At 72.0% G+C, this 25,563-nt stretch carries 25 protein-coding genes; 11 read left to right on the top strand and 14 right to left on the bottom strand.

From position 1 onward, the window contains the following. The first annotated feature begins 26 nt into the window (after window positions 1-26). The 4 genes from ABIE45_RS03270 to ABIE45_RS03285 all read left to right on the top strand — a co-directional run bounded on the left by ABIE45_RS03270 (window position 27) and on the right by ABIE45_RS03285 (window position 5,096). Window positions 27-1,007, top strand: a complete 981-nt coding sequence (locus ABIE45_RS03270; RefSeq protein ID WP_192710677.1) for a hydroxyacid dehydrogenase — start codon at window positions 27-29, stop codon at window positions 1,005-1,007. A gap of 19 nt (window positions 1,008-1,026) precedes the next feature. Continuing rightward, window positions 1,027-1,800, top strand: coding sequence for a 5-oxoprolinase subunit PxpA (locus ABIE45_RS03275; RefSeq protein ID WP_192710676.1), 774 nt, complete (start codon window positions 1,027-1,029; stop codon window positions 1,798-1,800). Between the two features lie 372 nt (window positions 1,801-2,172). Next, entirely contained in the window at window positions 2,173-4,518 is a 2,346-nt protein-coding gene (locus tag ABIE45_RS03280) for an Orn/Lys/Arg decarboxylase N-terminal domain-containing protein (protein ID WP_192710675.1), read from the top strand. Continuing rightward, a complete protein-coding gene (locus ABIE45_RS03285) occupies window positions 4,518-5,096 on the top strand; it encodes a GNAT family N-acetyltransferase (protein WP_192710674.1) in 579 nt (192 codons plus the stop codon). Before ABIE45_RS03280 ends, ABIE45_RS03285 begins: the two co-directional genes overlap by 1 nt. A gap of 40 nt (window positions 5,097-5,136) precedes the next feature. On the opposite strand, the gene ABIE45_RS03290 is transcribed toward ABIE45_RS03285, so the two are convergent. The 3 genes from ABIE45_RS03290 to ABIE45_RS03300 are packed head-to-tail and all read right to left on the bottom strand — an operon-like array spanning window position 5,137 to window position 6,939. Continuing rightward, the gene (locus ABIE45_RS03290; RefSeq protein ID WP_192710673.1) at window positions 5,137-5,709 is read right to left on the bottom strand and encodes a YceI family protein; all 573 of its coding nucleotides are present in this window, start codon (window positions 5,707-5,709) and stop codon (window positions 5,137-5,139) included. Further along, window positions 5,706-6,314: a cytochrome b/b6 domain-containing protein gene (locus ABIE45_RS03295; RefSeq protein ID WP_192710672.1), complete on the bottom strand. Its 609-nt coding sequence runs from the start codon at window positions 6,312-6,314 to the stop codon at window positions 5,706-5,708. The genes ABIE45_RS03290 and ABIE45_RS03295 overlap by 4 nt, the downstream gene beginning before the upstream one ends. Before the next feature lie 16 nt (window positions 6,315-6,330). Further along, window positions 6,331-6,939: a YceI family protein gene (locus ABIE45_RS03300; RefSeq protein WP_192710671.1), complete on the bottom strand. Its 609-nt coding sequence runs from the start codon at window positions 6,937-6,939 to the stop codon at window positions 6,331-6,333. A gap of 101 nt (window positions 6,940-7,040) precedes the next feature. On the opposite strand from ABIE45_RS03300, the gene ABIE45_RS03305 reads away from it, so the two are divergent. Then, a complete protein-coding gene (locus ABIE45_RS03305; protein WP_192710670.1) occupies window positions 7,041-7,997 on the top strand; it encodes a LysR family transcriptional regulator in 957 nt (318 codons plus the stop codon). Window positions 7,998-8,173: 176 nt separating this feature from the next. After that, window positions 8,174-8,536, top strand: coding sequence for a hypothetical protein (locus ABIE45_RS03310; protein ID WP_192710669.1), 363 nt, complete (start codon window positions 8,174-8,176; stop codon window positions 8,534-8,536). A 34-nt stretch (window positions 8,537-8,570) separates the two neighbouring features. On the opposite strand, the gene ABIE45_RS03315 is transcribed toward ABIE45_RS03310, so the two are convergent. From ABIE45_RS03315 to ABIE45_RS03325, 3 genes are all read right to left on the bottom strand, one after another. Next, entirely contained in the window at window positions 8,571-9,098 is a 528-nt protein-coding gene (locus ABIE45_RS03315) for a hypothetical protein (protein ID WP_192710668.1), read from the bottom strand. A 267-nt stretch (window positions 9,099-9,365) separates the two neighbouring features. Continuing rightward, window positions 9,366-9,572, bottom strand: a complete 207-nt coding sequence (locus tag ABIE45_RS03320; RefSeq protein ID WP_192710667.1) for a hypothetical protein — start codon at window positions 9,570-9,572, stop codon at window positions 9,366-9,368. 63 nt (window positions 9,573-9,635) lie between these two features. Further along, entirely contained in the window at window positions 9,636-10,370 is a 735-nt protein-coding gene (locus ABIE45_RS03325; RefSeq protein WP_192710666.1) for a hypothetical protein, read from the bottom strand. Window positions 10,371-10,542: 172 nt separating this feature from the next. Between ABIE45_RS03325 and ABIE45_RS03330 the strand changes: the two genes are divergently transcribed. Next, window positions 10,543-10,794, top strand: a complete 252-nt coding sequence (locus tag ABIE45_RS03330; protein WP_192710665.1) for a hypothetical protein — start codon at window positions 10,543-10,545, stop codon at window positions 10,792-10,794. A 21-nt stretch (window positions 10,795-10,815) separates the two neighbouring features. Here the strand turns inward: ABIE45_RS03330 and ABIE45_RS03335 are convergent, their stop codons facing one another. The 3 genes from ABIE45_RS03335 to ABIE45_RS03345 form a co-directional block, all read right to left on the bottom strand. After that, window positions 10,816-11,274 carry an SRPBCC domain-containing protein gene (locus ABIE45_RS03335; RefSeq protein ID WP_192710664.1) on the bottom strand — a complete coding sequence of 153 codons (459 nt, stop codon included), beginning with the start codon at window positions 11,272-11,274 and terminating at the stop codon, window positions 10,816-10,818. A gap of 100 nt (window positions 11,275-11,374) precedes the next feature. Continuing rightward, complete coding sequence (locus ABIE45_RS03340; RefSeq protein ID WP_192710663.1) at window positions 11,375-11,686, bottom strand: hypothetical protein; 312 nt, start codon at window positions 11,684-11,686, stop codon at window positions 11,375-11,377. A 19-nt stretch (window positions 11,687-11,705) separates the two neighbouring features. Continuing rightward, a complete protein-coding gene (locus ABIE45_RS03345; protein ID WP_192710662.1) occupies window positions 11,706-12,977 on the bottom strand; it encodes a Zn-dependent hydrolase in 1,272 nt (423 codons plus the stop codon). A gap of 447 nt (window positions 12,978-13,424) precedes the next feature. Here ABIE45_RS03345 and ABIE45_RS03350 point away from each other — a divergent pair, with 447 nt between their 5' ends. Further along, a complete protein-coding gene (locus tag ABIE45_RS03350) occupies window positions 13,425-13,994 on the top strand; it encodes a PAS domain-containing protein (RefSeq protein WP_192710661.1) in 570 nt (189 codons plus the stop codon). Window positions 13,995-14,006: 12 nt separating this feature from the next. Here the strand turns inward: ABIE45_RS03350 and ABIE45_RS03355 are convergent, their stop codons facing one another. Both ABIE45_RS03355 and ABIE45_RS03360 read right to left on the bottom strand, forming a co-directional pair. After that, the gene (locus tag ABIE45_RS03355) at window positions 14,007-14,441 is read right to left on the bottom strand and encodes a heme-binding protein (protein WP_192710660.1); all 435 of its coding nucleotides are present in this window, start codon (window positions 14,439-14,441) and stop codon (window positions 14,007-14,009) included. A 64-nt stretch (window positions 14,442-14,505) separates the two neighbouring features. Continuing rightward, window positions 14,506-17,799: a DEAD/DEAH box helicase gene (locus ABIE45_RS03360; protein WP_192710659.1), complete on the bottom strand. Its 3,294-nt coding sequence runs from the start codon at window positions 17,797-17,799 to the stop codon at window positions 14,506-14,508. 419 nt (window positions 17,800-18,218) lie between these two features. Between ABIE45_RS03360 and ABIE45_RS03365 the strand changes: the two genes are divergently transcribed. Beyond that, window positions 18,219-21,053 carry a PAS domain-containing protein gene (locus ABIE45_RS03365; protein WP_192710658.1) on the top strand — a complete coding sequence of 945 codons (2,835 nt, stop codon included), beginning with the start codon at window positions 18,219-18,221 and terminating at the stop codon, window positions 21,051-21,053. Window positions 21,054-21,153: 100 nt separating this feature from the next. After that, entirely contained in the window at window positions 21,154-21,423 is a 270-nt protein-coding gene (locus ABIE45_RS03370; RefSeq protein ID WP_192710657.1) for a hypothetical protein, read from the top strand. A 516-nt stretch (window positions 21,424-21,939) separates the two neighbouring features. On the opposite strand, the gene ABIE45_RS03375 is transcribed toward ABIE45_RS03370, so the two are convergent. Then, window positions 21,940-22,944 carry a DUF2891 domain-containing protein gene (locus ABIE45_RS03375; RefSeq protein WP_192710656.1) on the bottom strand — a complete coding sequence of 335 codons (1,005 nt, stop codon included), beginning with the start codon at window positions 22,942-22,944 and terminating at the stop codon, window positions 21,940-21,942. A gap of 147 nt (window positions 22,945-23,091) precedes the next feature. On the opposite strand from ABIE45_RS03375, the gene ABIE45_RS03380 reads away from it, so the two are divergent. After that, window positions 23,092-23,841, top strand: coding sequence for a CDP-diacylglycerol diphosphatase (locus ABIE45_RS03380; protein ID WP_192710655.1), 750 nt, complete (start codon window positions 23,092-23,094; stop codon window positions 23,839-23,841). A 4-nt stretch (window positions 23,842-23,845) separates the two neighbouring features. Here ABIE45_RS03380 and ABIE45_RS03385 read toward each other — a convergent pair whose 3' ends face one another. Next, window positions 23,846-24,388: an AAA family ATPase gene (locus ABIE45_RS03385; protein WP_192710654.1), complete on the bottom strand. Its 543-nt coding sequence runs from the start codon at window positions 24,386-24,388 to the stop codon at window positions 23,846-23,848. A gap of 129 nt (window positions 24,389-24,517) precedes the next feature. Then, window positions 24,518-25,420: a LysR family transcriptional regulator gene (locus ABIE45_RS03390; RefSeq protein ID WP_192710653.1), complete on the bottom strand. Its 903-nt coding sequence runs from the start codon at window positions 25,418-25,420 to the stop codon at window positions 24,518-24,520. Between the last annotated feature and the right edge of the window lie 143 nt (window positions 25,421-25,563).

Raw genomic sequence — 25,563 nt, forward strand, 5'->3', positions numbered from 1 at the left:
GCTTTCCCATCAGGGGCTGCCCTTCCGTGATCACCGGTCCGTGCCTCATCGTCCAGCCGATCCACGCGGCGGGCCTCGACCGGCTGCGCGCGGCCGGGCTGGAGCCGCGCCCGGCCAGCGGCACCGACACCGAGACCCTGGCGCGCGAGGTCGCCGGCTGCGTCGCCGTCATCACCCGCAACACCGGCTTCCCGGCCGGCGCCATCGGGGCGGCGCCGGACCTGCGGGTGATCGGCGTCCACGGGACCGGCACCGACCACGTCGCCAAGGCGGCGGCGACTGAGGCCGGGATCGTGGTGGTCAACACGCCGGGCGCCAACGCCGTCTCGGTGGCCGAGCAGACGCTGGCGCTGATCTTCACCCTGGCCAAGGCCCTGCCCGGCGCCGACCGCTCGGTCCGGGCCGGCGACGACAGCTTCAAGTTCACCACCCGCCTCGTCGAGCTCGCCGGCCTGACGCTTGGTCTCGTCGGCTTCGGGGCGATCGGGCAGGCGACCGCGCGGCTCGGCGCCGCCCTCGGCCTGCGGGTGCTGGCCTACGGGCCGAGCCGCCCCGACGCCGATTTCGCCAATGCCGGCGCGCTGCGGGCCGCCTCGGTCGACGCGCTCCTCGCTGAGGCCGACATCGTCTCGCTGCACGTGCCGCTGACCCCGGAGACACGCGGCCTGATCGGCCGGGCGCAGCTCGCCCGGATGAAGCGGGACGCGTTCCTGATCAACACCAGCCGCGGCGGCCTGATCGACGAGGCGGCCCTGATCGAGGCGCTGGAGGCCGGCACGATCGCGGGCGCCGGGCTCGACGTGTTCGCGCAGGAGCCCCTGCCCGCCGACCATCCCCTCGGCCGCCAGGCGCGGGCGATCCTGACGCCCCATGTCGGCGGCTCCACCGAGGCGGCGCTGATCCGCACCGCCGAGACCGCGGCGGGCCGGGTGGTCGACGTCCTCGCCGGTCGGCGGCCCGGCGGGCTGGTCAACCCGGATGTCTGGCCGCACCGACGCGCCCTGTGACACTCCCGGGAGCCCCGCGATGATCGTCGACCTGAACTGCGACATGGGCGAGGGCTTCGGCGTCTACCGCCTGGGCGACGATGCCGAGATGCTGACCATCGCCACCTCGGCCAACATCGCCTGCGGCTTCCACGCCGGCGACCCGCTCGTCATGCACGAGACCCTGCGGCTCGCCGCCGCGAACGGCGTCCAGGCCGGCGCGCATCCGGGCTTCCTCGATCTCTGGGGCTTCGGCCGGCGCCCGATTCACGGCGAGCGGCCGGCAGATATCGAGAAGGCCGTGCTCTACCAAGTCGGTGCCCTGCTGGCGCTGGCGCAGGATGCGGGCTGCCCGGTGCGGCACGTGAAGACCCACGGGGCGCTCGGCAACATTGCCAACGAGGACGCGGATCTCGCGCTGGCGGTGGCCCGGGCGATCCGGACGCTGGACCGCGACCTGATCTTCGTAGTGATGCCCGGCCTGGAGACCGAGCGCGCCGGCGAGCGGCTCGGCCTGCCTCTGGTCCGCGAGGTCTACGCCGACCGGGCCTACGCGGATAACGGCAACCTCGTCTCGCGCAAGTTGCCCGGGGCGGTGCTGCACGCGCCCGACGCGGTGGCCGAGCGGGTCGTGCGGATGCTCGGCGACGGGGCGATCACCTGCGCGTCCGGCGCGCGGATCCCGACCCGGATCGACAGCGTCTGCGTCCACGGCGACACACCGGGCGCCGTGGCAATGGCCGCGCGGCTGCGCGACGCGCTCGCCACGCAAGGCATCGCGCTCAGGCCCATGGCCGCGGTGATCGGCGCCTGAGGGGAAGCGGTCGCGTCCTCCGGAGCCCCGCGACCGAAGCCGCATCACCACCGTCATCCCGGGGCCGCGCAGCGGAGCCCGGGATCCAGATCCGCCGACGCATCAAGCATCTGCACCGATGGTGGTTCTGGATTGCCCGCCTCCGGCGTGCACCTCCGGGTCCGGGCTCGCCTGCGGCGCCCCGGAACGACGGCGAGGACTATCACCCCGGGACATCACGCGCGTAGCTGCGTTGCCGCGCCGAAGCCGGCCGAGGCGCACCCCGATCACGACCTTTCGTTCCGGGTCGGCCACCACCACGGTCGCGTGTCATGCAATCGTCGCAGACGGGCCGGAAAGCCACGCGCTGCATCCGAGGCCAGAGAGGGCTCCATGGACTTCCACCGCCGCTTCACGGTCCTGATGTGCGCCCCGGCCTTCGATCCGGACGATCTCGAGGGCGCGCGCCTCAACCAGATCGTGGCGGCCGTGGAGCAGCGCGGCTTCGAGGTGGTGCGCGCCCGGCGCGTCGAGGACGCGGCCATCGCGGTCCAGACCGACGCGGCGGTCGGCTGCCTCGTGGTCGACTGGGGCAAGCGCGGCCTCGACGGCAAGGCCGCCGCCCTCATCGACATGATGCGCCGGCGCGGCCTGGAGATGCCGATCGTCATCATGGTTCGCCGCAAGCGGCTGGAGGACATCCCGGTCGAGCTCCTCGACTTCATCGACGGCTACATCTTCCTCGCCGAGGAGACGCCGGAATTCATCGCCCGCGGCCTCGTCAGCCGGGTTACGCAATACGCCGAGACCCTCAAGACGCCGTTCTTCGGCGCGCTCGTCGACTACGCCGAGAAGGGCAACCAGCTCTGGACCTGCCCGGGCCACAACGGCGGCATCTTCTATAACCGGTCCCCCATCGGCCGGATCTTCGTGGAGCATCTGGGCGAGGCGATCTTCCGGGACGACCTCGACAACTCGGTCCTCGACCTCGGCGACCTGCTGACCCACGAGGGCCCGGCGCTGAAGGCCCAGAAGGAGGCCGCCAAGATCTTCGGGGCGGAGAAGACCTACTTCGTCCTGAACGGCACCTCCGCCTCCAACAAGATCGTCCTGTCCTCCCTGGTGGCCGAGGACGACCTCGTCCTGTTCGACCGCAACAACCACAAGGCGGCCCACCACGGCGCCCTGTTCCTGGGCGGCGGCATCCCGATTTTTCTGGAGACCGACCGCAACGCCTACGGGCTGATCGGGCCGATCTTCCACGAGGCGCTGGATGAGACCCGGATCCGCGAAAAAATCCGCCGCAACCCGCTGGTGACCGATCCGGAGGCGTGGCGCCGGGAGCGGCCGTTCCGCGTCGCGGTGATCGAGCAATGCACCTACGACGGCACGATCTACGACGCCCAGGAGATCCTGGAGAAGATCGGCGACCTCTGCGACTACATCCTGTTCGACGAAGCCTGGGCGGGCTTCATGAAGTTCCACCCGCTCTACGCCCGCCGCTTCGCCATGGGGCTGACCGGGCTCGACGAGACCTCGCCCGGCATCGTCGCCACGCAGTCGACCCACAAGCAGCTCGCGAGCTTCAGCCAGGCCTCGCAGATCCACACGCGGGACGGGCACATCCGCGGCCAGACCCGGCGGGTCGAGCACAAGCGGCTCAACGAGAGCTTCCTGGTCCACGCCTCCACGTCACCCTTCTACCCCCTGTTCGCCTCCCTCGACGTCGGCGCCCAGATGATGAAGGGGCGCTCGGGCATGATCCTGTGGGACGACACGATCCGGCTCGGGATCGAGTGGCGCAAGAAGGTCCGGGCGATCCGCCGCGAGTTCGAGGAGAACGAGCGCGATCCCGCGCGGCGCTGGTTCTTCGACCCCTTCGTGCCGGACGTGACGGTGAACACCGACGGCGCCGAGGTGCCGTGGGAGAGCGTGCCGACCGACGAGCTCGCCGCCACGCCCCGCCACTGGGAGCTGAAGCCGGGCGCCCGCTGGCACGGCTTCAGCCACGTGGCGCCGGGCTACGCCATCACCGACCCGAACAAGCTCACCGTGCTGACCCCCGGCTTCGACCGGCACACGGGCGCCTACGCCCAGCACGGCGTGCCGGCGCCGATCGTGGCCCAGTACCTGCGTGAGAACCGGATCGTCGCCGAGAAGAACGACCTGAACTCGCTGCTCTTCCTGCTGACCCCGGGGGTCGAATCCTCCAAGGCCGGCACGCTGATCTCGGGCCTCGTCGCCTTCAAGCGGCTCCACGACGACAACGTCGCGCTGGAGGAGGCCATGCCGGAATTCGTCAACCGCCGGCCGAACCGCTACCGCGGCGTGCGCCTGCGCGACCTCTGCAACGAGCTCCACGCCTTCCACCGGGAGGCTGGCACCTCGACGCTGCAGCGGCGGCAATTCGCCCCCGAGCACCTGCCCGAGATGGTGATGCCGCCGAAGAAAGCCGCCCAGCTGCTGACCCGCAACAAGGTCGACTACGTGCCGATCGCCGAGGCCGAGGGGCGGATCGCCACCACGCTGATGCTGGTCTACCCCCCGGGCATCGGCACGGTTCTGCCGGGCGAGCGGCTCGACGAGCGGGCCAAGCCCATGCTCGACTATTTCAAGATGTTCGAGGCCTCCGCCAACCTGTTCCCGGGCTTCGAGGCCGAGATCCAGGGCGTCTACCGCGAGGTCGACCCGGACGGGCGAATCCGCTTCCACACCTACGTGGCGCGGGAGGGCGCCTGATGGAGATCGAGGTCGAGACGCCCGGCCTAATCCCGGCCCGCGCCTGCCCCGACATCGTCATCCGCGCCTCCTCGGACGCCGATGTCGAGGCGATGGTGGCGATCTACGAGCACCACATCAGCCGGGGCGTCAGCGATGTCGGCGTCGCCGAGGAGAACCGGCTGCTCCCCGACGACCTGAAGCGGCGGCGCAAGACCATGCGCAAGAAGCGCCTGCCGCACCTCGTGGCCGAGCGGGACGGCGCGGTGGCGGGCTACGCCTACGCGGTGCCGTTCCGGAAGCGGCCGGCCTACCGCTACACGCTCAAGCACTCGATCTACGTGCATCCCGACCACCTCCATGCCGGGATCGGCCGGCGGCTGCTGCCGGCCCTGATCGAGGCCTGCGCGGCGGGCGGTTACCGCCAGATGATCGGCTACATCGACGCCGAGAACGCGGCCTCCCTGCGGCTCCACGAGGCCTGCGGATTCGAGCGGGTCGGCTACCTGCGGGCGGTGGGCTTCAAGTACGGCCACTGGTCGGACAGCGTCATGGTCCAGCGGGCGCTGGGGACCGGGTCGGAGGACCGGCCGGGGTAGCGGCGCATCAGGACGGGTCCGGGCGTCTGTGCGGCCCGCGTCAGTGGCCACCCGCCGGCTGCGCCGTCGCGACGATGTCGATTTCGACCCCGACATCGAGCGCCACCCACTGGCCCGAGGCCCAGGCCCCCTGCCCGACGCCGAACTCGGTGCGGACCAGGCCGACGCGCCCGGTGGCGTGCGCCCCGCCGCCCTCGAGGGTCAGATGGAACGGCAGCGTCACGGGCCGGCTCGTGCCGCGGATGGTCAGCGTCCCGATTGCCGCGTAGTCGCCCTGCCCCTTGTCAACGAAGCGGGTCGCCTCAAAGCGCGCCTCGCTCGCCGCCTTGACGTCGAACCAATCCTTCTGCGGCAGGGCCTGGTCGCGCTGGACATCCCCGGTCCGCGCGCTGGCGAGGTCGACCAGCACGAGCGCGTGCCCCGCCTCGGGCTTGGCGGGGTCGAAATCGACCGCGGCCTTGAACCGCTCGAACCGCCCGGTGAACGGCACGCCGACCTGCACGCCGGAGAACCGGATCGCACTCTTGGCCGGATCCACCGCCCACTCGGCGGCGGCCGCCGGCAGGGCCGCAGTCTGGAGAGCCGCGAGCAGGCAGAGGTGACGCGCGTTCATCGGGTCGGCTCCACGGTCGGGCAAGCGGTCAAGGTCCGGCGCCCCGGCAGCATGCGGCGCAGCACGTCGTCGCGCAGGAGGAGGTGGTGGCGCAGGGCCGCCGCCACGTGGACGGCGAGCAAAGCCGCCAGGAACCACGCCCCCAGGGCGTGGACCCGCTTGAGGAGGCCCTCGGCCGCGACTTGGTCAGGCACGAACGCCGCCAGCGGCAGGTGCGGCCAGGGCACCAGCCCGTATAGCACCGTCGGGATGTTGAACGGCGACAGCGACACCACGGCCCAGCCGGTCAGGGGCAGCCCGACGAGGAGCAGGTACAGCAGGGCGTGCGCCGCCCCGGCCGCCCGGCGCTCCCGCGCCGGCATCCCGGCCGGGTGGGTCGGCGGCCGGTGGGTCAGGCGCCAGAGGACGCGCAGGGCCGTCAGCGCCAGCACGGTGATCCCGACGGACTTGTGCCACTGGTAGAGCTGGAACTGGCGCAGTGGCGCCAAATCCGCATGGGTCATGGTCAGGCCTAGACCGATCAGGACGAGCACGCCCAGCGCGCTCGCCCAGTGCAGCAGGATCGCCACGGCGGAGTACCGCCGCGCGGAAACCCCTCTCGCCATGGCGGATCCTCCCAGGTCAGTCCTGCTTCTCGAAGGCGCCCGCGATGGTGAGGTGCAGCTCGTCGCCGATCAGCGGCACGTAGGTCTTCACGCCGAACTCGGAGCGCTTGAGCGTGCCGGTGGCCTCGAAGCCGACCGTGACCTTCTTGCTCAGCGGGTTCACGCCGGCGCCGACCAGGGTGACGTCGAGGGTCACCGGCTTGGTCACGCCGTGCAGCGTCAGGTCACCCTTCACCTTCGCGTGGTCCTTGCCGGCGGGCACCACCTTGGTGGACACGAAGGTCATGTCGGGGAACTTGGCGGCGTCGAGCCACTGGTCGCCCTTGAGCTCGTCGGTGAGCTTGGCGCTGGTCGTCGCCACCGAGGCGACCGGGATCTTCACCGACAGCTTGGCGGAAGCCGGGTTCTTCGGCTGCAGCTCCAGCGTGCCGGACACGTCCGAGAAGCCGCCCGCGTAGTTCGAGAAGCCCATGTGGGAGACCCGCCAGCCGACCTGGGTGTGGCCGGGATCGACCGCGTAGGTTCCGGCCTGGATCTGCGCGGGGTCGCGGGTCGGCGGGGTCTGGGCCAGCACCGGGGTGGCGACCAGCAGGGCCAGAAGGCCGGAGGCGAGAATCGACTTCAAGGGTGTCTCCTGCAGAGCAGACGGTCGAGCGCGATTCGTTGCGCCGCAGCAGCCGTGTAGCCCCGTTCACGGCCCCGGTTGAGCCTGCTATCCGGAACCCCATGGTTGCGAAAACGGAAACCTTCCGGGGCGGGCTGGACGATGTGCGGGCCTTCTGCACGGTGGTCGATCTCGGCACGGTCACGGCCGCGGCGGCCAGCCTGCGCGAGACCAAAGGCAGCGTCAGCCGGCGGATCTCCCGGCTGGAGCGGGCGCTTGGTGCCCGGCTGATGGCGCGGACCTCACGGGCGGTCTCGCCGACCGCCGAGGGGCTGGCCTTCTACGCCAAGGCCCAGGAGAGCCTGACGCTCCTCGACGAGGCGGCCGAGACCGCGCGCGACGCCCGCACGGTGCCGGCCGGACACCTGCGATTCACCACCTCGATCGATTTCGGGATCGAGGTGATGCCCGAGATCGTCGCGAGCTTCCGGGACGCCTACCCGCAGATCACCGTGGAGATGCTGAACACCGACGCGCGCCTCGACCTTGCGGCCAACCGGATCGACCTCGCCCTGCGGCTCGGCGGCGCCGAGGAGACCGGCTACCGCGCGCTGGTCCTGGCGACCCTGGCGGTCGGCCTCTACGCCGCCCCCGCCTACCTCGCGCGCCGCCCGGCCCCGGCCGATCTCGCCGGCCTGCGCGACCACGACCTGATCCTCGCGCGCGAGCGGTTCGGCGCGGCGGGGCTGCCCCTCTCCGACGGGCAGGGCCGCACGGAGCCGCTCTCCGTGAGCCCGGCGATCCGGGTCAGCGACTTCGCCAGCGCGCACCGCCTGACCCTGGCGGGCGCCGGGATCGGCCATCTGCCGACCCTGGTCGCCGCCCGGGCGGTGGAATCGGGCGCGCTCGTGCGGGTCCTGGCGCCTTGGGCGACCCGCGGGGCGGCGCTGCGGGCCGTGACCCTGGCGGGACGCGAGCTGCCGGCCCGGGTCAACGTATTCCGGGAGCACGTGCGCGAGGCGCTCGCGGCCCGCGATTGCCGCCGCGAACACTCTGATTCTGTAAACGAATACAGTTAAACAGATTAGTATTTCAATATACGTCGCGAGCGGCCCGCGAGATCGCTAAAATCTTATCGTGTCGTGTATCGGGATGTTGAGGGGTGCCGGTCACGATGCAGGGCAGCGGATCCCGGACCGCTCGATGATCGACCCCTCCGTCCCGGGACGCCTCGGATATCGCGCGGACACCCGTCATGCCCCTTTGCAGCAGGTGCCTGCGCCCCACGCTCATCATCGGGACACTCGCGCTGGCCGCTTCGGGCTATGCCGGCGGGTCAGCCTGGGCGATGCTTTCGGACACGGTCCGGATCGTCCTGCAGAAGGGGCGCCATTACACGCCGACCGACCTCTACCTGCGCCGCGGCGACACGATCACCCTGCGCAACGGCGACGAGAGCCTGACCCATCACGCCTTCATCGAGGCGGACCGGTTCTCGTTCGATGCCGGCGACCAGGAGCCCGGCACCGAGACGCGCCTGACACTCAAGGAGCCCGGCGATTTCGTGATCCAGTGCGGCATCCACCCGAAGATGAAGCTGACCATCCACGTCGATTAGGCGCCCCGGTTTTGGCGGCCAAGGCCGGATGTGGTCAGCTGTCGCGGCCGAAGCCGAGGCCGCGGATGATGTCGCCGATCGGATCGATCCGCCCGGCCGAATCCGGCGCGGCCTGCGCCGGACGGGCGGCCGGCGGGGCGACGGCAGCCCGGTCGGCCTGAGCGGTCCGGGCGTGACGCAGGCGGGCCACGCGGCGCACATTGCGCTCGGATCCGCGGACACGATGGACGGCAGCCGCCTTGGGAAGCGGCTCGGCCGAATCCGCCATCTCGCGCGGGAGCGGCAGGGCCGGCGCGGCAACCGGCGGGGTCACTGCAGCCAGCTGCGGAGCCGGGACGGCGGACGGGAGCGCGCTCGGGGCCTCGGCGGCACGCCGGATCGCGCCGGTCGTCTCGGGCCCGGCGATCCGGGCCGGCGGATCGGTCCAGGCAACCGGAGCCGCGACCGGACGTGCCGGGCGCGTCTGCACCTCGTAATTGCCCGGATGCAGAGTATGCGCCGCCACAACCAGCCCGAATACGGCAATGGCGGTGGTCGCCAGGGTGGAGCGATAGTGTTCCATGGCGGGAAAAACGAACCGCCAAGCTCCTGGTTCCGCTTGATCCAGGCCGAATCTGCGGAAACAAAAAAGGCCACTCCCGAAGGAGCGGCCCGAAGTCTAGGGAGGAAACGCCCAAGAAGGGCAGCGGGAGGGCGACGCCATCGCCATCCCGCACTGCACAGATAGGATAGTGCATTGCGGTAGGCAATGGCCCGGCGGTTCGGAAGGTATGCATAAGCGACGCGATCGCACCGCATCTGTATGCGCGAAAAGCATGGATCGACGCGTCTAGGTCCCGCCCGACTGTCCGTCATGGCCGATCATGCGCTCGACCTCGGCCAGCGCCACGGCGCGGGCGGCATGCTCGGACGCGTGCGGACGGTACGAACCCCGCACCAGCTTGCCCCGGTCGCGGATCGCCCAGGTGAAACGGCCCGGATCATGCCGGCTCGGCCTGACCTCGACCGTGTAGAGATGCCCGCCATTCGCACCCATCCGTAGAATGTGCGGAACGTCGCGGTGCCGGCCTAGGGGGTGCGACCGTGAGCGGCAGCGATCCTAGACGGACCGGGCCACCCGCGGCTGGCCGGAGCGCGGACGAACATTCTCGGCGGGCCCGTCGGTCCGGGTCCCGATCCAGACCACGTGCTTGGGCCCGCTGCCGCGGCCGCTGGCATGGACCCGCTGCTCGTCGACCGCGAAGCCGGAACGCTGCATCCGGCTCTTGAACTTCCGGTCCGGCGCGCCCGACCAGACGCCCAGGATGCCGCCCGGCCGGAGCGCCCACCGGGCGCGCTTGAGTCCCCAATTGTCGTAGAGCCGGTCGTTCGACCGGCGCATCAGCCCCTCCGGGCCGTTGTCGACATCGAGAAGGATCGCGTCGTAACGCTCCGGCCCCGCCTGGATCAGGCGGTTCACGTCGGCCTCCTGCAGGTCGACGCGCGGATCGTCCAGGCAGCCGGCGAAGACGTGCGCCAGCGGGCCGCGGGCCCAAGCGATCACGGCCGGCACCAGCTCGGCCACCACGACCCGCGCGTCGGGACCGAGATGCTCGAGCGCCGCCCGCAGGGTGAAGCCCATGCCGAGGCCGCCGATCAGGATCCGGGCCCGGGGCCGGTCCTTGAGCCGCGCGCAGGTCAGCGCCGCGAGCGCGACCTCGGAGCCGCTGCGGCGGTTGTTCATCAACTCGATCGTGTCGGCGAGGATCGCGAACTCGTCGCCGCGCCGCATCAGGCGCAGATCCGTGCCGCCGCCGGGCACCGACCCGGTATCGAGATGAACCCAGGGTATCACGGGAGCCGTCCTCGGTTGGTGACAGGGCCGCTCGTCCGGGACGGGCAGCAGGGTCGGTCGCGGCCCGCGGAGCGGCGCCGAGTGCGGCTTGTGTGCGGCACGTGCGCGCCGTGCAACCCTGCGACCGTCGCCGCGCCTTGCCGCGAGCGATTCCGGCGGCGTATCAGCACCTATGGCCAAGCGCATCAAGTCGAGACCGCAGGAGCGGGGCTTCGTCCTGTTCGATATCGTCTACACGGACGGCTCCCGAGCCTCGAACCGGCGCGTCCCGGTCGAGATCCTCGGCGGCCTGGACGGCGACGAGCCCGCCCGGCAGCTCATCGCCGAGCAGGAGGAGGAGATCGCCCGCAAGTCGGGGCGGCCCGGTCGCGAGATCGAGAGCCTGTCGCGCTCCCCCATCGTCAAGCCGAAGCCGGTTGTCTGAACCGAGCATGGCCGAGACCGCCTAGGCGGTCTCGGCCATCCGGCGGGCGACCTCGTCGCGCACCGCCTCGTTCATCGCGGCGAACCGGGCCTGCGTGCGGGTCCGCAGCCAAGGGAACAGGCCAGGCGCGAGCAGGCCCGTGACGGCCACTGCCTGGACGAGGGTGACTCCCTGGCGGGTCTCGGTGATCCGGACGTCGTGCGTGCCCGCGAGCAGGTGGGGCATCGCCGGAATGCCGCCGCGCCAGGTCAGCCGCCGGCCGGGCTCCCAGCAGGTCACCTGCACGCGCAGGGTCAGGTAGGCGCGGCCGTTCAGGGTCAGCTCCAGGCGCCAGCGCGCCCCCGCGCGCCGGGGCCCCTCCGCCTTGCGGATGAACGGGTTCCACGCCGGGTAGGATTCAAGGTCCGTCAGCACGGACCAGACCATCCCGGCCCGGGCCGGGATCGGAAGCTCGGTGCTGCTGACCCGTCCGACCGTCATCCCTCCCGCCTCCCTCCCAACGAACCGCCGCCCGTTCGGGCTCGCGGCCTCCCGCGCGCGGCGCCTTCCGGAGAACACGCTCCGCGAGGGCCGGTGCGGTTCAGGGCGCGCCCTCGACCACCTCCAGCGCCCGCAGGATCGCGAAGCCGATCCGCTCCGCCTCGGCCTCCGCGTCGGCGGTCGCGGGCAGCAGAGCCACGGTCTCGACGGCGGGCGCATCCTCCGGCCCCACGACGACGCGGACCACGTCGCCCTCCGCCGCCGACGGGTCGCGGATCAGGCCGACCCGGTGGCCCGCTCCCGTGCCGAGGACGCGGAGCGGCGGCTGCGCGGGTTCGGGTTCGGGTCGCGAGGCCGGCGCGGCCGTGCGCGGGACCCCGAAGGCCGGACGGATCACGTTGTCGTCGGGCATGCCGGCCCCCTCCCGCCTGTCAGCGCCGCGCGATCCCGGCCGTCGCGAGAACCGCGTCGGCCAGGACCTCCATGCCGGCCCGCGCCCATTCGGGCGTGATGCTCTCGGCCTCGTTGTGGCTGATGCCCCCGTGGCAGGGGCAGAACACCAGGGCCGCCGGCACCGCGCGGGCGCAGTACACCGCGTCGTGGTAGATCGCGGTCGGCATCCGCGTCCAGGCATGGCCCCGCACTTCGGCTGCGTCCTGGATCCGGTCCACCAGCACCGGGTCGAACGGCGTCGGCGGCGCGCGCCAGAACTCCGCGACGCGGATGGTGACGTCGCGCTCCGCCGCCAGCGCGTCGGCCCGGGCCAGGATCCGCGCCCGCATCGCCTCCAGCTGGGCGGTGTCCCCGTGACGGGTGTCGAGGCTGAACCACACCCGGCCCGGCGTGATGTTGCGGCTCGACGGCTCGGCGGTCAGGACGCCCACGGTGGCGCGGCCGCGCTCGTCGCCGGCGCCGACCGCCTCGCGGGCGATCTCCTCCAGGGACGCGATCAGCGCCGCCGCGGCCATCATCGCATCCCGCCGGCCGGCCATGGGACTGCCGGCATGCGCCTCCTCGCCCAGCACGGTGATCTCGTACCAGATCTGGGCCAGCGCCCGGTCGACCACCCCGATGGTCAGGCCGGCATCCTCCAGGCGCTTGCCCTGCTCGATATGCAGCTCGAAATAGGCGCCGATCTCCCGCAGGCCGGCCGGATCGGCCGCGCCCTGCCAGCCGATGCGCCGCAGCTCGTCGCCGAAGACGTGGCCGGCCAGGTCCCGGGTCGCCAGGATGTCGGCCTCGGGAACGATCCCCATGGCGACGCCGCTGCCGCTCATCGGCGGGGCGAAGCGTGCGCCCTCCTCGTTGCACCAGTTGATCAGCAGGAGCGGCGCCTCGGTCTCGATCCCGGCCTCGTGCAGGGCGCGCATGATCTCCAGCCCCGCGAGCACGCCGAGCGGCCCGTCGAACTTGCCCCCGGTGGGCTGGGTGTCGAGGTGGCTGCCGATGGCCACGGGCTTCCGGCTCGGATCCCGCCCGGGGCGGCGGAAGATCATGTTGCCGATCCGGTCCACGGTGAGCGTCAGCCCCACCGCCTCGCCCCAGCGCTGGAACAGGGCCCGCCCCTCGGCGTCGCGATCGGTCAGGGTCTGGCGGTCGTTGCCGCCATTGGGCAGCGCGCCGATCCGCGCGAGTTCCATCAGGCTGTCCCAGAGCCGGTCCTGCGAGAGCGGGAGGTTGGTGCGCTGCGAACCGTGATTCATGGTGCCTCTGCCCGACACGTACCGGAAGTTGCAAGGTTAGGACGCCATCCGGGCCGGCACCAGGGACCGCCAGGGCGGATCTTCCGGGATTTCGGGCGCCGTCACGATCCCGCGGCGCGGCCGATCCGGGAGATCACGGCGCGGCGCGGAGGCGTTGCAGCGCTACCGTACCGTCCTCTCCCGCCCGCCCGACAAGTATCCGTCAACGCAAACCGCGGCATTCGCCTGCCGTCGTGCCGCCGACGACTGCTCGATATGGCTTCTTCAAGTTGCCGACGTCCTTGAAGCCTCGTATGGGACTGTCCGGGCGGCCGCGACGACATGTCCGGGGCCGCGCCCTGACCAACGCGCCTATGCCCGCTGGACATCCCGGCGGCTGGGTGCGCGTCTCGCCGCGGGTCCGTCTCCAACCATACGATCGCCGGTCATGCCGGTCAGGGAGGTTTGATGCTTCTGGCTTCCACGGCAGCCCCTGCCCTGCAGGCCGCTGGGTTCGTCGGCACCTGGGATACGGATGTTCCCGCCGGCCGGTCCGTGCTCGACGCCGGCGCCGCCACGATGCTGGCGGGCGACCTGAGCCTCGCCGGCCGGCCCCTGCCCCTCGACGTCGCCCTCAGGCGCGTCCATCCGGAGGACCGCGACTGGGTCTTCGGGAAGATCCGGCGCGTCCGGCAGGAAGGCGGGCCGGTCTCCCTCGAGTTCCGCATCGTGACCGGGACCGGCGAGACCCGGTGGATCCTCAACCGGGGCTGCCTGACCCCCGACGCGGCCGGCACCCTGCGCGGGCGCGGCGCCTATATCGACATCACGGACCTCCACAGCCGGTCGGCGCCGCTGCCGGATGGCAGCGGCGCACCCAAGCCCGAGCCCGTGGATGCGGAACATCTGGACGCGGCGGCCGATCATTGCCTCCAGGTTCACACCGCCCTGGAGCGCCATGGCGACACGTATCTGCGGATGATCTCCGGCATGCTGCTCCTGGGGATCGGCCGCGCGATCGCGCGGCGCGCCCCCTGAGCGCCGTTCGGCTCAGGTCCGCCAGGGATGGGCCGGCAGCTCCGTGCGTCCGATCGCCTTGGCGCCGGCCTCCGCGACGGCATGGTCGTTCTCCACCGTCGAGCCGCTGACGCCGATCGCCCCCGACATCACGCCGTCGGCGTCGACGATCGGGATCCCGCCCGGGAAGGTGATCAGGCCGTCATTCGAGTGCTCGATCCCGTAGAGCGGGCCGCCGGGCTGGGACAGCTGGCCGATCTGGCCGGTCATCATACCGAAGAACACCGACGTCTTGGCCTTCTTGTGGGCAATGTCGATCGACCCGACCCAGGCGTCGTCCATGCGGTGGAACGCCTTCAGGTTGCCGCCGGAATCAACCACCGCGATGCACATCTGGGTGCCGAGCTCGGTCGCCTTCGCCCGGGCGGCGGCGATGGCCTTCTCGGCCTGCTCAATGGTGACGTGCATGGGACACTCCCGTTCGCGTTTCTCCTGGGACAGCCTGTGACGGTTTGTCCAGCCTCGCGCAAGCTCAGCCGGCGCTGTCCCGGGCGGCGCGGATGCGGTCGAGGAGATCGGCCGCCAGCGTCGCGCAGGCGGCGGCGTCGGGACAGGGCCGCTTCCAGACCACGCGGCCCTCGCGCAGGACGATCCCGTCCTCCACCGCCAGGGCGGGGAGCGGCCGGTCGGGCCTGAGATCGGCCGCGACGCCCTGCGGACCGCCCCGGAGCCGGGCCACGCCCAGCTCGCAGCAGGCGGCGCGCAGCCGCGCGAGGTCGAACAGGGCGAGCACCGGGGCCGGGGCCGCGCCGAACCGGTCCTCGACCTCGCCGGCCAGCGCCTCGATCGCCTCGGCCTCGCGCAGGCGCAGCAGCCGCGTGTACAGGCTCAGGCGGATCTCGGGCTCGGGGACGTAATCCTCGGGGATCCGGCTCGGCAGGCCGAGGTCGATCTCCGGGCTCCAATCCTCGGCGCGCTCGCCCTTGGCGGCGGTGATCGCCAGCTGCAGCAGGTGCTGGTAGAGGCCGAGGCCGACGAGCTTGGCGTGGCCCGCCTGGTCCTCGCCGACGAGATCGCCGGCGCCGCGCAGGTCGAGGTCGCGGGCGCTGACCGCGAAGCCGGCGCCGAGACGGTCGAGGGCCTCCAGGGCGCGCAGGCGCTGCAGGGCCGCCGCCGGCGGGGGCGCGGCCGGGTCGCTCAGCAGATGGACCGTGCCGCGGCGCTGGCCGCGGCCGACGCGGCCCCGCAGCTGGTGGAGCTGCGCCAGCCCGAACCGGGCGGCGTCCCAGACCAGCATGGTGTTGGCCCGGGGCACGTCGAGCCCGCTCTCGACGATGGCGGTGGCGAGCAGCACGTCGCCGTCGCCCTCGGCGAAGCGGACCATGACCTCGTCCATGGCCGACGGCTTCAGGTCGCCGTGCGCCACCAGGATGTCGAGGCCCGGTACGAGGGCGCGCAGGCGCTCGGCCATCGGAGCGATGTCCTCGATCCGCGGGCAGACCACGAAGCTCTGGCCGCTCCGGCGGTGCTCGCGGATCAGCGCCTCGCGGACCGCGTCCGCGTCGAAGGGGGCCACCACGGTGCGGACCGGCTGGCGCAAAGCGGGGGGCGTGGCGAGCACGCTGAGGCTCTGGAGGCCGACCAGCGCCGCCTGGAGCGTGCGCGGGATCGGAGTCGCGGTGAGCGTCAGCACGTGGCTGCCTTCCGCGAGGCGGCGCAGGTCGGCCTTCATCTTGGCGCCGAAGCGCTGCTCCTCGTCGATCACCGTCAGGCCGAGATCGGCGAAGCGGACGCCGCTGCCGGCGAGCGCGTGGGTGCCGACCACCAGCCGGATCGTGCCGTCGGCGAGCCCCGCCTTGACGCGCTTGGCCTCGGCCGGCGCCACGAGGCGCGAGAGCTGCGCGACCTCGACGCCGAACCGGCCGAAGCGGCGGCGCAGGGTCTCGGCATGCTGGCGCGCCAGCACGGTGGTCGGGGCGATCAAGGCCGCCTGCTTGCCCGAGAAGACCGCGGCCGCGAGCGCCCGCAGGGCCACCTCGGTCTTGCCGAAGCCGACATCGCCGCAGACCAGCCGGTCCATCGGCCGGCCGGAGGCGAGATCGGCCATCAGCGCGTCGACCGCGGCGGCCTGGTCGGGGGTCGGGGCGAAGCCGAAGCCGGCGGCGAAGCGCTCCAGGTCGCGGGCCGGCGGCGCCAGGACCGGCGCCGCGGTCTCCCGGCGGGCGCGGGCGGCCTCCAGCATCAGCCGGGCGGTCCGCGCCATGGTGGCCTCCGCCTCCAGGCGGCGGCGGGGCCAGGTGCCGCCGTCGAGCTTGTCGAGGGTGACGGCGTCGGGCTCCGGGCCGTAGCGCCAGATCCGGTCCGCCTGGGACACCGGCACCATCAGGATCGCGTCGCCGGCAAAGCGCAGGCGCAGGGCCTCGGACGGCGCCTCACCCTGCGTCGCCACCGGCTCCAGCCCGTCGAACACGCACAGACCGCGGTCGCGGTCGACGGCGACGTCGCCGGGGCGCAGATCGACCTCGCCCATCGGCAGCATCACCCGCGCGCCGCCCGTGACGGCGGCATCCGGACCGAACAGGTCGGCGGCGGCGATCACGGTGGCGCCCTGCTCGGGAACCCGGAAGCCCGCGCCCAGCGGCGCCTCCAGGGCGAGGACGTCGCCCGGCGCCGCCCCGGCGACATCGGCCCAGCCGTCGATCAGGCGGATCGGGCGCTCGGCGATCCGGCCGACCTGGCGCACGAGGCGGCGGAGTGGGCGGACCGTGCCGGCGAGCACGACGACGTCGCCGGCCTTCAGCCGCTCGCGCAGGATCTTGGCGAAGGCGGTTCCCGGCCGACGCTCCCCGGTGAAGACCGGCATCGCGCGGGACTCGCCGGCCGACTCGGTGGCGGCGAGCCGGGCATGCGCCGCCACGAGGTCCCGCCACGCGTCGGGCGCGAGGTAGAGGCCCGCGCCGGCCTGCCCGCGGTCGTCGCGGGCCTTCAGCCGCGCTCGGGCCTCGTCCATCTGCTCGAAGAAGGCGTCGATCCGGGCCTGCATGCCGTCCTCGACCACGAGGCTGGCCTCGGGCACGTAATCCAGCAGGGTGACGAGGCGCGGGTAGTAGCGGTCCAGGCGATGCTCCTGGCCGGTGAAGGGCTTGAAGCTCTGGTTGGAGCCGGGCTCCAGGATGATCTCGGTGGCCGGGTCGATCACCAGGGTGTCCGCCTCCGCCACCGAGCGCTGCGAGATCGGATCATAGGAGCGGATCGCGGTGACGCGGCCCTCCGCGTGCTCGATCCGGCAGGGGCGCGGCGCGGCCGCCGGGAAAACCTCCACGGTCCGCCCGCGCACGGCGATCTCGCCGGGCTCGTCGACCCGCTCGTCAAGGATGTAGCCGAGGCGCTTCAGGTCGGCCGTCGCCGCGGCGACGTCGAGGGGATCGCCGACCCGCAGGGTCACGCGGGCCTTGGCCCAGGTCTCCGGGGGCGGCACGCGCTGGACGAGGGCCGGGGCCGTGGTCAGCACGAAATCCGGCAGCGCGTCCCGGTCGGTCAGCCAGCGCATCACGGCCGCCCGGGCGCCCATCGTGGCCCGCGACGGCGAGGCATGGTCGAAGGGCAGGCAGTCCCATTCGGGATAGACCGCGACCTGTGCGTCGGGATCGAGCGCCCGAAGGGTCGCGGCGAGATCCTCCAGGCGCCGCGCGTCCCGGGCGACGTGCACGACCGGGCGGGCCGTCTCGGCAAAGCCGAGGAGCGCCACCGCGAGCGCCCCGGTGGGCATCAGCGGTGCCTCCTCCAGCGCCTGCTGCGCGCCCGCCTTCGTCCTGCGCTTGGCCATGCCCGATCCGAACCTTCCCCTTTGAGCCGCCAACGCCGCACCCGCCGCCGAGGCTCCCGGCCGCGGCGATCCGATCCACAGGCGGCGCCGTCCGCCCCGCGCTGCCGAAACCGCGGCTGCGACACTGGGAACACGCAAACGTGACCGGGGCGGCGCGGGCCGCTGCGGACTGCCTCGGCCGGTTCGACCCATGGCGCCGATATGCAATCAGGAATTGCAGATACTGGTATCCATCGCCGCCGCGCTCGACTATCGGACGATCCGAAAAGCCAGGGCCGCGACGGGATCCAGCGCGGCTCATCAGAAGCTTACCGTCGTGGAACCGGCCAGGGCGCCACGCCCCGGCGCTGCGTTGCAGGGACTCACTTGGGAGGGTCAGGGACGTGAGCTATGACGCTCCCGTGTCGCGGAACAAGCCAATGCCCCGCTCGTCGGGTTTCGAGCCCCAGCATCCCCAGCGGCTCGCCGCTCTGCGCGCCTACGCCATCCTGGACACGCCCCCCGAGCGGGCCTTCGACGAGATCGCCGAGATGGCCGCGCAGGCCTGCGGCACGCCGATGGCGCACATCAATTTCATCGACGCCGACCGGCAGTGGATCAAGGCCGCGTTCGGCCACGCGGCGCGGTCGATGCCCCTCGATTTCGGCTTCTGCACCGAGGCGATGCGCGAGGATGGCATCCTGGTGCTGCCGGATCTGGCAGCGGAGCCGGAGAGCGCCGCCAATCCCCTCGTGACCGGCGAGCCGCACCTGCGCTTCTACGCCGGCGTGCCCCTCGTGACACCGGACGGGTGGGCGCTCGGGACGCTCTGCGTCCTCGACCACGAGCCGCGCACGCTGTCCGACCAGCAGATCTTCATCCTCAAGGCGCTCGCCCGGACGGTGATGACGCAGTTGGAGACCCGCTGCGCCGAGGCCGCCCTGCGCCGGAGCGAGGAGCGCTACCGCTCGCTGTTCGAGTCCATCGATGCCGGCTTCTGCCTGATCGAGATGAAGTTCGCGGACGGCGGCCGCCCGGTCGATTACCGCTTCCTGGAGGTCAACCCCGCCTTCGCGCAGCAGACCGGCCTGACGGACGTGGTCGGCCGCTGGATGCGTGATCTCGCCCCGGATCACGAGCAGCACTGGTTCGACCTCTACGGCCGGGTCGCGCGCACCGGAGAGCCGGTCCGCTTCGAGCAGGCGGCCGCGGCCCTCGGCCGCTGGTACGAGGTGCATGCCTACCGGGTCGACGGGCCGGTGCGGAACCACGTCGCCGTCCTGTTCAACGACATCACGGAGCGCCGCCGGAGCGAGCTGGCGCTCCAGGCGCGGGAGGCCGAGCTCCGGTTGGTCGCGGACGCGATGCCGGTGCTGATCGCTTTCATCGACCGCAACCTCGTCTACCAGTTCGCCAACGCCGCCTACGAGACCTGGACGGGCCACGCCGCCTTGACAGTCGTCGGGAAGACGGTGCGCAGCCTCCTCGGCGCGGACGCCTTCGAGGCGCGGCGCCCCGCCATCGAGCAGGTGCTGGCCGGCCGCGAGATCCGGCACGAGTGGGCCTGGACCTTCCCCAACGGCGAGGCCCGGATCGCCGATACCCGCTACCTCCCGCGGCGGGGGCCGGACGGTGCGGTCGACGGCTTCTACGTCTTCGCCCACGACGTCTCCGAGCGGAAGCGGAGCGAGATCCTGCTCCAGTCCCGGGCGGAGCGCCTGGAGGCCCAGGTGGCCGCGCAGACCCGCGACCGCGACCGGGTCTGGACCCTCTCGCCGGTGCTGAAGCTCGTCTCGGACCGGGCGGGGCAGGTCCAGTCGGTGAACCCGTCCTGGAGCCGGGCGCTCGGCTGGTCCGAGGAGGAGACCCTGGGCCGCACCGCCCTGGATTTCATCGCGCCTCCGGAGCGCGAGGCCGCCCAGGCGGCCCTGCGGCCGCTCTGCGAGGATCGCCGGGTCGAGGATGTCGAACTGGCCTGCCTGACCCGCGCCGGCGAGCCGCGGCGGGTGCTCTGGACCGTGGTCCCGGAGGACGGGCTGTTCTACGGCTTCGGCCGCGACATCACCGAGCAGCGCCAGGCCGAGGAGGCGCTGCGGCAGTCGCAGAAGCTCGAGGCGATCGGCCAGCTGACCGGCGGCGTGGCGCACGACTTCAACAACCTGCTGACCATCATCCGCTCCTCCGTGGAGTTCCTGCGCCGGCCCGACCTCGCGGAGGAGCGGCGGCGCCGCTACCTCGACGCGGTCTCCGACACCGTCGATCGCGCCGCCAAGCTCACGGGCCAGCTCCTCGCCTTCGCCCGACGGCAGGCCCTCAAGCCGCAGGTCTTCGACATCTGCGCGCGCCTGCGCAGCATCGCCGACATGCTCGACTCGGTGACCGGGGCGCGGATCCGCGTCGCCATCGACCTGCCGGAGGCGCCCCGCTTCGTGCGTGCGGACGAGAGCCAGTTCGAGACGGCGCTGATCAACATGGCGGTCAACGCCCGGGACGCGATGGACGGGGAAGGGATCCTGACCCTGCACCTCGATGGCGATCACCCGATGCCGCCGATCCGCGGGCATGCCGGTGCCCCGGGGCCGTTCGTGGCCGTGCGGGTCACCGATACCGGGGCGGGCATCCCCGCCCCGGATCTCGGGCGGATCTTCGAGCCGTTCTTCACCACCAAGGAGATCGGCAAGGGGACCGGGCTCGGCCTCAGCCAGGTGATCGGCTTCGCCAAGCAGTCCGGCGGCGACATCGACGTGGAGAGCGCGGTCGGTCGCGGCACCACCTTCAGCCTCTACCTGCCGCAGGTCGAGGCGCCCTCGGGCGCCGCCGAGGCCGGCGGCGACGACCGGCGGGAGGCGGAGCCGCAACGGGGCCTGTGCATCCTCGTCGTGGAGGACAATGTCGGGGTCGGGCGGTTCTGCACCCAGATCCTGGAGGATCTCGGCCACGCACCGATCTGGGCGAAATCCGCCGAGGAGGCGCTCACCGAGCTCGACCGGACACCGGACCGCTTCGACGTGGTCTTCTCGGACGTGGTCATGCCCGGCATGGGCGGCTTCGCCCTCGCCCGGCAGTTGCAGGCCAGCCGTCCCGACCTGCCGGTGGTGCTGACCTCGGGCTACAGCCACGTCCTGGCCAAGGACGACGCGCACGGCTTCGCCCTCGTGCGCAAACCCTATTCGGCCGAGCAGCTCGCCCAGGTTCTCTACGAGTCGGCGAAGCGGCGCGGGCCGCCGTCCGCCGTCGCCCGCTACGCCGAGGCGGAAGACATCACGCAAGATTAACGGTTTTTACTAATCTTGGGAGCGTCTTAACCTGGACTGTTTTCGGTTTCCCGAGACAGATGTAGTCTAGGGGCCTCGAAGATCGAGGCTCGATACAGCCATGGCCCTGACCGGACGTTTCTGGTTCCGCCGGACCTGGACCGGCAAGCTGATCCTGCTGGTCGAGGAGGAGCGCGGGCGCTGGTTTCGCCGACGCCGCGGCAGCAGGCTGCGCTGGCGCGACGCCAAGCTGCTCGATCTCGCGGAGGCACCCCTGCGCGGCCTGATGACCCTGGAGCGGACCTACCGGCCCGCGTTCGGCCCCGGAGAGGCGCGCCGTCCACACGGTCTCCCCTCCGCCGTCACGCCGCCCGGCGCCGGCTCCATGTGATACCGGTTCCGGATGATGCGGTCGGCCCCGCCGTCTTCGAGCGGAGCGAAGCCATTCAGGGGCGCGAGACCGGCCGATGTGGCGCTGCCCTGGGTGACGTCGCTGCGCGCGTGATCACGGAGCGGGGCACCGCAACCGAAGCGTTCGAACGGAAACCGTATGGAACGGCCGCGGGTCGACCTTCGGAACAAGGCCATGGATCTCGGGTTGACGCAGTGCAGCACAGCGATAGCGTCGCTGTGCTGCGGCCCCTCGTGGGCGTTTCCTCCCTAGACTTCGGACCGCCTCTTTCAGGGACGGTCCTTTTTTTCGGGTCGGCGAGGGTCAACGCGGCCTGCGACAAAAAGTTCTCAGAAATCTCTCATATCGGTTCGGATGGTGATGTTGGGCTCACCGTGGTTGCGCGCGGTGCGAAGCAAGCCAAGCGGCGCCAGGATCCGGGCGGTCGCGCTGCCCTGACTCACTTCGCTGCGCGCGTCATGACGGACAGGGACAGCGCACCGAAGCAGGATCGCGTCAGGCCTCGAGCGCCAGCAGCGCGAAGCTCGCGAGCCAGTGCTCACCCATGTAGTCGCCGGTCACGTGCGGGAGCGCCGCCGCGAGGTGGGCCTCGGCCGCCGCGGCGAGCGGCGGACACTGGGGATCGGCGGGATCCAGCGCGGCGGCGAGCGCCCGGAAGCACCAGGCGCGGCTGAGATTGAGGCCGTCGAGATGGGCGATCTTCCCGTCGCTGCGGTCGGTCACGTCGGCCGGCTGGAACAGCGTGGCCGGCCGGCCCGCCGCCAGATCGGGGAGGAAGCGGTCGAACCAGGGCTGGAACCGCGCCGGCGGCAGGAGCCGGCGCATGCACTCGGCCTCGATCAGCGCGGAGGACAGGAAATCGTCCCCGCCCGGCTCGCCCCAGGCGGGGCAGCCCGCGTCTGCGCCGTACCAGCGCTCGGCGGTCCGCAGCAGCAGGGCACCGAGCGCTGCCGCCCCCGCCCCCTCGGCGTAATCGGCCGCGAGGCGCAACGCGAAGGCGGTGTTGTAATGGGTGCCCACCCGGACCGGATAGGGCGCGATCGGCAGGAAACCCTCGAACCGCCGGACGATGATCGCGGCGAGCGGTGCGAGGGCCTCGGACCAGCGGGTTTCGGGCAGGCGCGCGAGTTCGTCGGCGAGCTTCAGGAGCCACGCCCAGCCGTAAGGCCGCTCGAAGCCGCGCGCATGCGGGGCGGCGAAGGTGGCGCATTCGCCCGCCACCCGGTCGGGCGTCAGCCGCGCGTCGAACTGCGCGCGGATCGCGCCGGCCTGCACGCCGTCCGGGAACCGCCGCAGCACCCGCGCGAGCAGCCAGTACCCGTGGACGCAGGAATGCCAATCGTAGCTGCCGTGGAAGACCGGGTGCAGGTCGGCGGGCGTGCGCGCATCCGCCGGCCCCGCCAGGACATGGCCTGGCTTGTACGGGTATTCGCGGCTGACATGACCGAGCGCGACCGCGGCGAAGCGGGCGCCGATCTCCGGGGTGAGCGCGCGCGCCATCGGGGGCTCCGGGTTCGGGAGGGCCGGGATAGCGGGTTTCCGGCCCGGCGTCAGGGCATCCGGACGCTTTGCCGGCACGGGCCGGGATCGGCTATCGCGGATCCTGGCCGAGCGGGGCAGTCCCGACCGGCGTCTCCGGGAGTTCCCATGCGCCGCGCGCTGCTCGTCGCCCTCGTCGTCGCGGTCTCGATGCCGGCCTCGGCCGCGCCGGATCCGAGCCGCGACGTCCTGTGGGCCGCCCTGAAGACCTGCGTGCTCGCCAAGCGGATCGCCAACCGGACCTTTCCGTGCCTCTCGGTCGACCTGGGCGACACGGATCGGCCCGGCTCGGCGGTGCTGCGCGCGCCGGGCGAGCCGACCCATATCGTCGTCATGCCCACCGACACCGTCGCGGGCCTCGAGGCCCCGGTCCTGCGCGGCCCGTCCGGAATCGCCTACTGGCGGGCGGCGCTCGCCGCGCGGCCGTTCGTGTCCGACGTGCTGAAGGGGCGGCTGACGCCCGAGGCGGTGGGACTCGCGGTCAACTCGGCCCGGGGCCGCAGCCAGGACCAGCTTCACATCCATCTCGACTGCCTGAAGCCCAGCGTGCTGACCGCCCTCAAGGCGCATGGCCGCCAGATCCGCACGACCTGGTCCCGCTTCCCGGCGCCGCTGGCCGGCGACCGCTATTTCGCGCTGCGCGTGCCGGAGGCGGAGGTGGCGCGCTTCAACCCGTTCGCGGTCCTGTACACCCTGCCGGGCGGGCGGCCGAACCTGCACCGGACGAGCTTCGCGGCCGTGGCGACCCTGCCGGGCGACCCCGAGCCGGGCTTCCTCCTGCTGGCCTACCGGGTGCCCAGCGCCAGCGCCGAGGACGTGATGGATCACAGCTGCACGGTTGCAAATCGGGGCGCCTGACCCATCATCGACCGCCCGGGCTCCGCCTCAGACCTTCCCGCCGGTAGAACCGGGCCAGAGCCTGCGGCGTGTCGAGCTGCAGCGTCGGGAGGCCGGTCTCCTCGAACATCTGCGCGTGGCGTTTCCGGTTCGCCGGCGTGGTGACGACGATGTGGCGGATCATGGACCATTTCACGCTGTCTTGGCCGCCTTCGAGGGTGCCGTGGCGGTCGCGCTCGAACCACGTCCGGCGCAGGTAGCGGACGAGGCTGAGGGCGGTCGGGACATCGAGCACGATGACGCCCGTCGCCCGCTCCAGACGCTGCGGCAGGCACCGGGAGTAGTTGCCGTCCATGACCCAGTGCGGGCCCAGGATGGCGGCGTCGTGCAGCGCCTGGAACTCCCCGGCCGGGCGGGGCTCCCAGTCGGTGTTCGGCCGATGGTAGAGCTGATCGAGATGGACCGGCGGCAGGTCGCGCGACCGGGCGATCGCCGTCGCCAGGGTGGATTTTCCGCTGTTCGACGGCCCGATGATGCAGATGCGCGGGCCGAGCGCGTCGAGTCTCATGTCGATGGCTCGATGTCGTGAGTCGATGGTACGATTCCGATCGATCCGGTCGAGCACATCCGGGACGCCGGGCCAATCTGTTCTTCAGCAGAGCTTTGCGCGGCGCCACTGCATCTCGACAGGCCTCGATCAGGACGCGACGGGTGGCGGCAGCGCCTCCAGCAACTGGCGCAGGAAGGCCCGCACTGCCCGGGGCAGGCGCCGGTCGCGCATGGCCTGCACCTGGATCCCGCGGGCGAGGCTTGCCCGGGCGTGGATCGGCAGGCTGATCAGCTCGTTCAGGCGCAGCGGCGTCGTCACCGAGAGCGCCGACATCAGCGCAAGCCCGCGGGAGCGCCGGACGAAGGGCAGCAACGCCGAGAGCTTGTTGGCGGTCAGAACCGGCTCGACCGCGAGGCCTTCGAGGGCGCAGGCGGCATCGAAGACCTGCCGCAGGGTCGTATCCCGGGTCGGCAGGGCCAGCGGATAGTTCGACAGGTCGGCGAGGCGCAGGGCCGGCGCCCGCGCCAGGGGATGATCGGGGGCGGCGAGCGCCAGCATGTCCACCTGCCCGTCATAGAGCACCTCCACCTGCGGGCTGGGCGTGAGCGCGAAGGTGATGCCGAGATCGGCATCTCCCACCGCCACTGTCTGGGTCACCTGCGCGGGCGGCAGTACCGTCACCTCGAAACGGATGCCGGGATGGGCCGTGTGGAAGGCCGCAATGGCGTTCGGCACGATGTCGAGGGCGAAGCCCTCGGAACTCGCCACCCGGATCAGGCCGCGGGCGAGCCCTTCAAGCTCGCGGATCTCGGTGACCACCTGCTCGGAGCGGATCAGCACCTGATGGGCGTGCTGCGCCAGCAGCTCGCCGGCCGGGCTCGGCACCATGCCGCGCGGGCGCCGCTCGAACAGCACGCAGTCGAGCTCGGCCTCTAGGTTGGCGATCTGCCGGCTGATCGCCGAGGCCGCCACGTTGAGCTGGTCCGAGGCGGCGGCGATCGAGCCCGTCCTGGCCACCGCCAGGAAGTAGCGCAGCCCGGTCGTCTGCATTATCCTGCCCCAAAGCGGCTATTTCGCTAGGCTCGTTGCCGAAACGGCAACGCAGCACTCGCCAAATTCTACTTGTTGCGATCCCAGATGCACAACACCATGGCAGGGTGAAAAACGCGGCAGCCGCGGAACCATCCGCCGGA

Origin of the sequence: Methylobacterium sp. OAE515, from assembly GCF_041806315.1 — a bacterium.
Lineage (GTDB): Bacteria > Pseudomonadota > Alphaproteobacteria > Rhizobiales > Beijerinckiaceae > Methylobacterium > Methylobacterium tardum.